At 66.8% G+C, this 4,381-nt stretch carries 4 protein-coding genes; all 4 read right to left on the bottom strand.

Translation table 11 applies throughout. The features are described 5' to 3' along the window. Nucleotides 1-54: 54 nt before the first annotated feature. The 4 genes from D477_RS16920 to D477_RS16910 all read right to left on the bottom strand — a co-directional run bounded on the left by D477_RS16920 (nucleotide 55) and on the right by D477_RS16910 (nucleotide 4,154). Nucleotides 55-1,095: an LLM class flavin-dependent oxidoreductase gene (locus D477_RS16920; RefSeq protein ID WP_043847454.1), complete on the bottom strand. Its 1,041-nt coding sequence runs from the start codon at nucleotides 1,093-1,095 to the stop codon at nucleotides 55-57. Nucleotides 1,096-1,170: 75 nt separating this feature from the next. After that, a complete protein-coding gene (locus D477_RS16915; protein ID WP_005272451.1) occupies nucleotides 1,171-2,580 on the bottom strand; it encodes a lipase maturation factor family protein in 1,410 nt (469 codons plus the stop codon). A 63-nt stretch (nucleotides 2,581-2,643) separates the two neighbouring features. After that, nucleotides 2,644-2,745: an MFS transporter small subunit gene (locus D477_RS23905; protein ID WP_424580026.1), complete on the bottom strand. Its 102-nt coding sequence runs from the start codon at nucleotides 2,743-2,745 to the stop codon at nucleotides 2,644-2,646. Next, nucleotides 2,742-4,154, bottom strand: a complete 1,413-nt coding sequence (locus D477_RS16910) for an OFA family MFS transporter (protein ID WP_005272450.1) — start codon at nucleotides 4,152-4,154, stop codon at nucleotides 2,742-2,744. Before D477_RS16910 ends, D477_RS23905 begins: the two co-directional genes overlap by 4 nt. Between the last annotated feature and the right edge of the window lie 227 nt (nucleotides 4,155-4,381).

The raw sequence follows: 4,381 nt of genomic DNA, 5'->3' as shown, positions 1-4,381 counted from the left end.
GCGCGAAAGCCCGCCTCCCGGCGTCGTTGGTTAAAATCAGGTGCCGGTGGCGGCTCAGTCTTCGGCGAGCTGTTCGCGGACCAGCGGGGCCACCTTCGTGCCGTAGAGCTCGATGCTGGCCATCAGCTTCTCGTGCGGCAGCGTGCCGAGGCTGTACTTCAGGTCGAAGCGGCTCAGGCCCAGGCCCCTGGCGACCTTCACGATCTTCGCGGCGACGGTTTCCGGGGAGCCGACGAAGAGGGCGCCGTCGGGCCCGGCCTCGGCTTCGAACTGGCCGCGCGTCATCCGGCTCCAGCCGCGCTCGCGTCCGATCCGTTCCTGCATGTCGGCGTACGGCTCCCACATTTCCTCGCGGGCCTGCTCGTCGGTGGCTGCGATGTAGCCGGGGGAGTGCGCGCCGATGGGCAGCCTCGGCTGACCGAACTGGTCCAGGGCGCGGTGGTAGAGGTCGGTGAACGGGGCGAAGTTCATGGGGGCGCCGCCGATGATGGCGAGCATAAGGGGCAGGCCGTAGTGCGCGGCGCGGACTACGGACTGCGGGGTGCCGCCGACGGCGATCCAGGTCTTCAGCTTGCCGGAGGCGGTGGGCGGGAAGATGCGCTTGTTGTCCAGCCGCCCGCGCGTCCGGCCAGCCCAGGTCACGGGTTCTTCCTTGAGCAGCTCGGTGAAGAGCTGGAGCTTTTCCTCGAACAGCAGGTCGTAGTCCGCCAAATCGAGGCCGAAGAGCGGGAAGGACTCGGTGAAGGAGCCGCGGCCGAGGATCACTTCGGCCCGGCCGCTGGAGGCGGCGTCGAGGGTGGAGAAGCGCTGGAAGACACGCACCGGATCGTCCGAGCTGAGCACGGTCACGGCGGAGCCGAGGCGGATGCGCGAAGTCTGGCCGGCGATGGCAGCGAGGACGACGTCGGGTGCGGAGACGGCGAAATCCTCGCGGTGGTGCTCGCCGATGCCGATGAAGTCCAGCCCGACCTGGTCCGCGAGCACGGCTTCGGCGATCACGTTCCGGATCACCTCATCGTGGGGCAGGAGCGAGCCATCCGCCCGTGCGGTGACGTCGCCAAACGTGTCCAGGCCGAGTTCCAATGTTTGTGCCACGAAAGCCGGGCCTTTCTGTCGAAGTGTTTGATGCATTTGCATCTTACTCAACCGCGGCCGGCTGCGGGCTATTCCTCAAAGCCGGCTGGTCGGGGCCACCAGCATGCCCACCGGCCGCCGGATCCACCACTGGCCGGTCTGCCGCAGCTCGGACCAGGTGGAGTAGCGGTAGTGGAAGACGCGGGCACGCACCTGCCGCGGCGGCTCGCCGTCGAACGGGTCCTTGCGCAGCATCCGCAACGTGCGCCGGTCCGCGGCCAGCAGCCGGCGCAGCAGCGGGATGAACCAGCTTTCGCCGCCTGCGCCGAGGGCGAGGAACCACATCAGCCAGTCCAGCCGCAGGTGGTACGGGGCGAACTGGCGGGGCATGCGGGACGGATCGCCGGGCTTGCCCTTGAACTCGTACTCGCGCCATTCCTCGCCGTCCAGGCTGCCTTCGATGATGATCTCGTAACGCTCGCGGGTGATGCTGCCGAACGCACCGTAGGCGTTGGCCAGGTGCCAGCGGTTGAAGCTGGCATTCATCAGCTGCCGCTTCGCGAACAGGTTGCGGGCCGGCCAGTAGCTGAGCACCACCATCAGCGCGGTGACGGCAAGAACGACGACGGTGAACCAGACCGGGGTGGGGGCATAGTCCGGCGTGAGGTCCGGGTCCCCGGGGAGGACGGCGGCGATTGCGCCGTCACCTAGGGCCGCGGTGGCAACGATAATGGTGATCCAGTTCAGCCAGGCGAAGTTGCCGGACAGCACGAGCCACAACTGGGTGACGATGATGATGGCGGCGGCGATGCTGCCGACCGGCTGCGGGAAGAACAGGAAGAACGGGACGACGAGCTGGGCGAAGTGGTTGCCGAGGACCTCGACTTTATGCAGCGGCTTGGGCAGGTGGTGGAAGAACCAGCTCGCCGGGTTGGGCATCGGCTGCGTCTGGTGGTGGTAGTACAGTGCGGTCAGGTCCCGCCACACCTTGTCGCCGCGGATCTTGATCAGGCCGGCGCCGAACTCCAGCCGGAAGGTCAGCCAGATGAACAGCAGCAGCACGGGGAGCGGCGGGGCGACCTCGTTGGAGCCGAGGAAGGCCGCCAGGAAACCGGCTTCCAGCAGCAGGGTCTCCCAGCCGAAGCCGTAGAATGTCTGCCCGACGTTGACGATCGACATGTACAGGGCCCAGAGCAGCAGGAAGGCCAGCATCGGCAGCCACGGCGGGCCCAGCTGCGGCAGGCCGGCCACGAGCAGCAGCGCCACTGCGGCGCCGGTCCAGGCGACGGCGAGCAGGAGCTTGTCGGAGTAGCGCCAGCTGAACAGGGTCGGCCCGCGCGCGGAGGACCGGGCCAGGTAGCGCGGTACCGGCAGCAGCCCGTGTTCGCCGAGCAGCACGCGGAACTGCGCCACGGCGGAGAGGAATGCGATCGCGTAGACAGCGGCGATGCCGCGCTGCAGCACCTGCCGCGCCACTTCGAAGCCGTCCGCATCCAACCAGTCCATCGCACCTTCAACGTTAGGACCGGGGCGGCGCCCTCCTCAAGGCATTGGCCGGCCTTGCCGGCACTATCCGAAGAGGGCCGCGGCCTTCAGCAAGGTCTGGGACACTCCGTACAGGAGCGGGATGCCGACCAGGACCCACCCCAGGGCGAGTTGCGCTTTCTTCATCGGTGACTGTCCTTTCCGGCCATGGCGGTGCCGCCCTGTGCGGACTCCCGGGCGTCCGGCTCATGGTGTTTGCTGTCGACTGGTTTGACCAGGAGGTTGGCGATCAAGCCGACCGCCAGGAGGCCGACCATGGTGAGCAGGGCTGGCTGGTAAGCCGCCGCGGTCAGCTGGCCGGGCTCGCCCTGGGCGTCGAGGAACGCGTTCACGATGAGTGGCCCGGCAATGCCGGCGGCCGACCAGGCCGTCAGCAGCCGCCCGTGGATGGCGCCGACCTGGAAGGTGCCGAACAAGTCGCGCAGGTAGGCAGGCACGGTGGAGAATCCTCCACCGTAGAAGCTGATGATGATGAAGGCGAGAACGACGTAGAGGGCCGTGGCGGAGTGCCCGAACAGTGCCAGCACGATGTACAGCACGGCGCCGACGCCCAGGTAGACGATGTAGATCTTCTTCCGCCCGATGTAGTCCGACGTCGTTGACCACGCGAAGCGCCCGCCCATATTGCCGATGGAAAGGAGGCCCACGAAGCCGCCGGCAACGGCCGCGGTTACGAGCGAGGTCCCGTCCGGCTGCCGGAAGAAGTCCTGGATCATCGGCGAGGCCTGTTCCAGGATGCCGATGCCGGCCGTGACATTGCAGAAGAGGGCGATCCAGACGAGCCAGAACTGGCGGGTCCGGACGGCATTGCGCGCGGAGACCTGGGCCGTGGTAACCAGCTCTTTCGTCTTCACGTCGGCCGGATCGAACCCTGCCGGCTTCCACCCGGGCGCCGGGACTTTGATGGTGAAGGCGCCGAACATCATGTACAGCAAATAGACGACGGCGAACGTCAGGAACAGCTTGCCCACGGCCTCGCCGCTGGCGACCCAACCCGCTGATCCGTCAAACGCCGGGTCGTAGAACTGCAGCAACGCGGTGGAGAGCGGACTGGCGATCAGTGCTCCGCCGCCAAAACCCATGATGGCCATGCCGGTGGCCAGCCCCGGGCGGTCGGGGAACCACTTGATCAATGTGGACACCGGCGAGATGTAGCCGATACCCAAGCCGATGCCGCCGATGACGCCGTAGCCCAGGTAGACAAGCCACAACTGGCTCGTGAAGATGCCAAGGGCGCCGACGAGGAACCCTGCGGACCAGAAGACGGCGGCCGTGAACATGGCCATCCGCGGCCCGTTCCGGTCCACCCATGTGCCCATGATGGCGGCGGAAAGCCCCAGCATGACGATCGCGATGGAGAAGATCACGCCGATTTCAGTCAGGCTCGCGTCGAAGTGCGCAACCAAGGCGTTCTTATACACGCTCGTTGCATAAGCCTGGCCGATGCAGAGGTGGACTGCCAGCGCAGCGGGCGGGATGAGCCAGCGGTTGAAGCCCGGTGGCGCGATGGAATGATGGCGGTCCAGCCAGGACATCAGAAGCTCTCCCTCGCTTTGATGAAACGTTTACTCTACGTGTGCGTTATATCACACCCGCTATTCCTGCCCTTGTCCAAGCGGACCCCTTACAGTTGTCCGCGCCGACGTCCAGAATGAGTGCATGGGTGTTCGGTCGGACAAGGAAGGCCGGCGGGCCGTGGCGGGCACGATTGCCTTTGGGGCGGCGCCGCTGGTCTTCGCCGGGATCGTGCCGTGGCTGCTCA

This window comes from Arthrobacter crystallopoietes BAB-32, from assembly GCF_000328305.2.
Classification (GTDB): Bacteria; Actinomycetota; Actinomycetes; order Actinomycetales; family Micrococcaceae; genus Crystallibacter; species Crystallibacter crystallopoietes_A.
The sequence above is the reverse complement of the archived record's forward strand: the minus strand, read 5'-3'. Positions and strand labels throughout refer to the sequence as shown.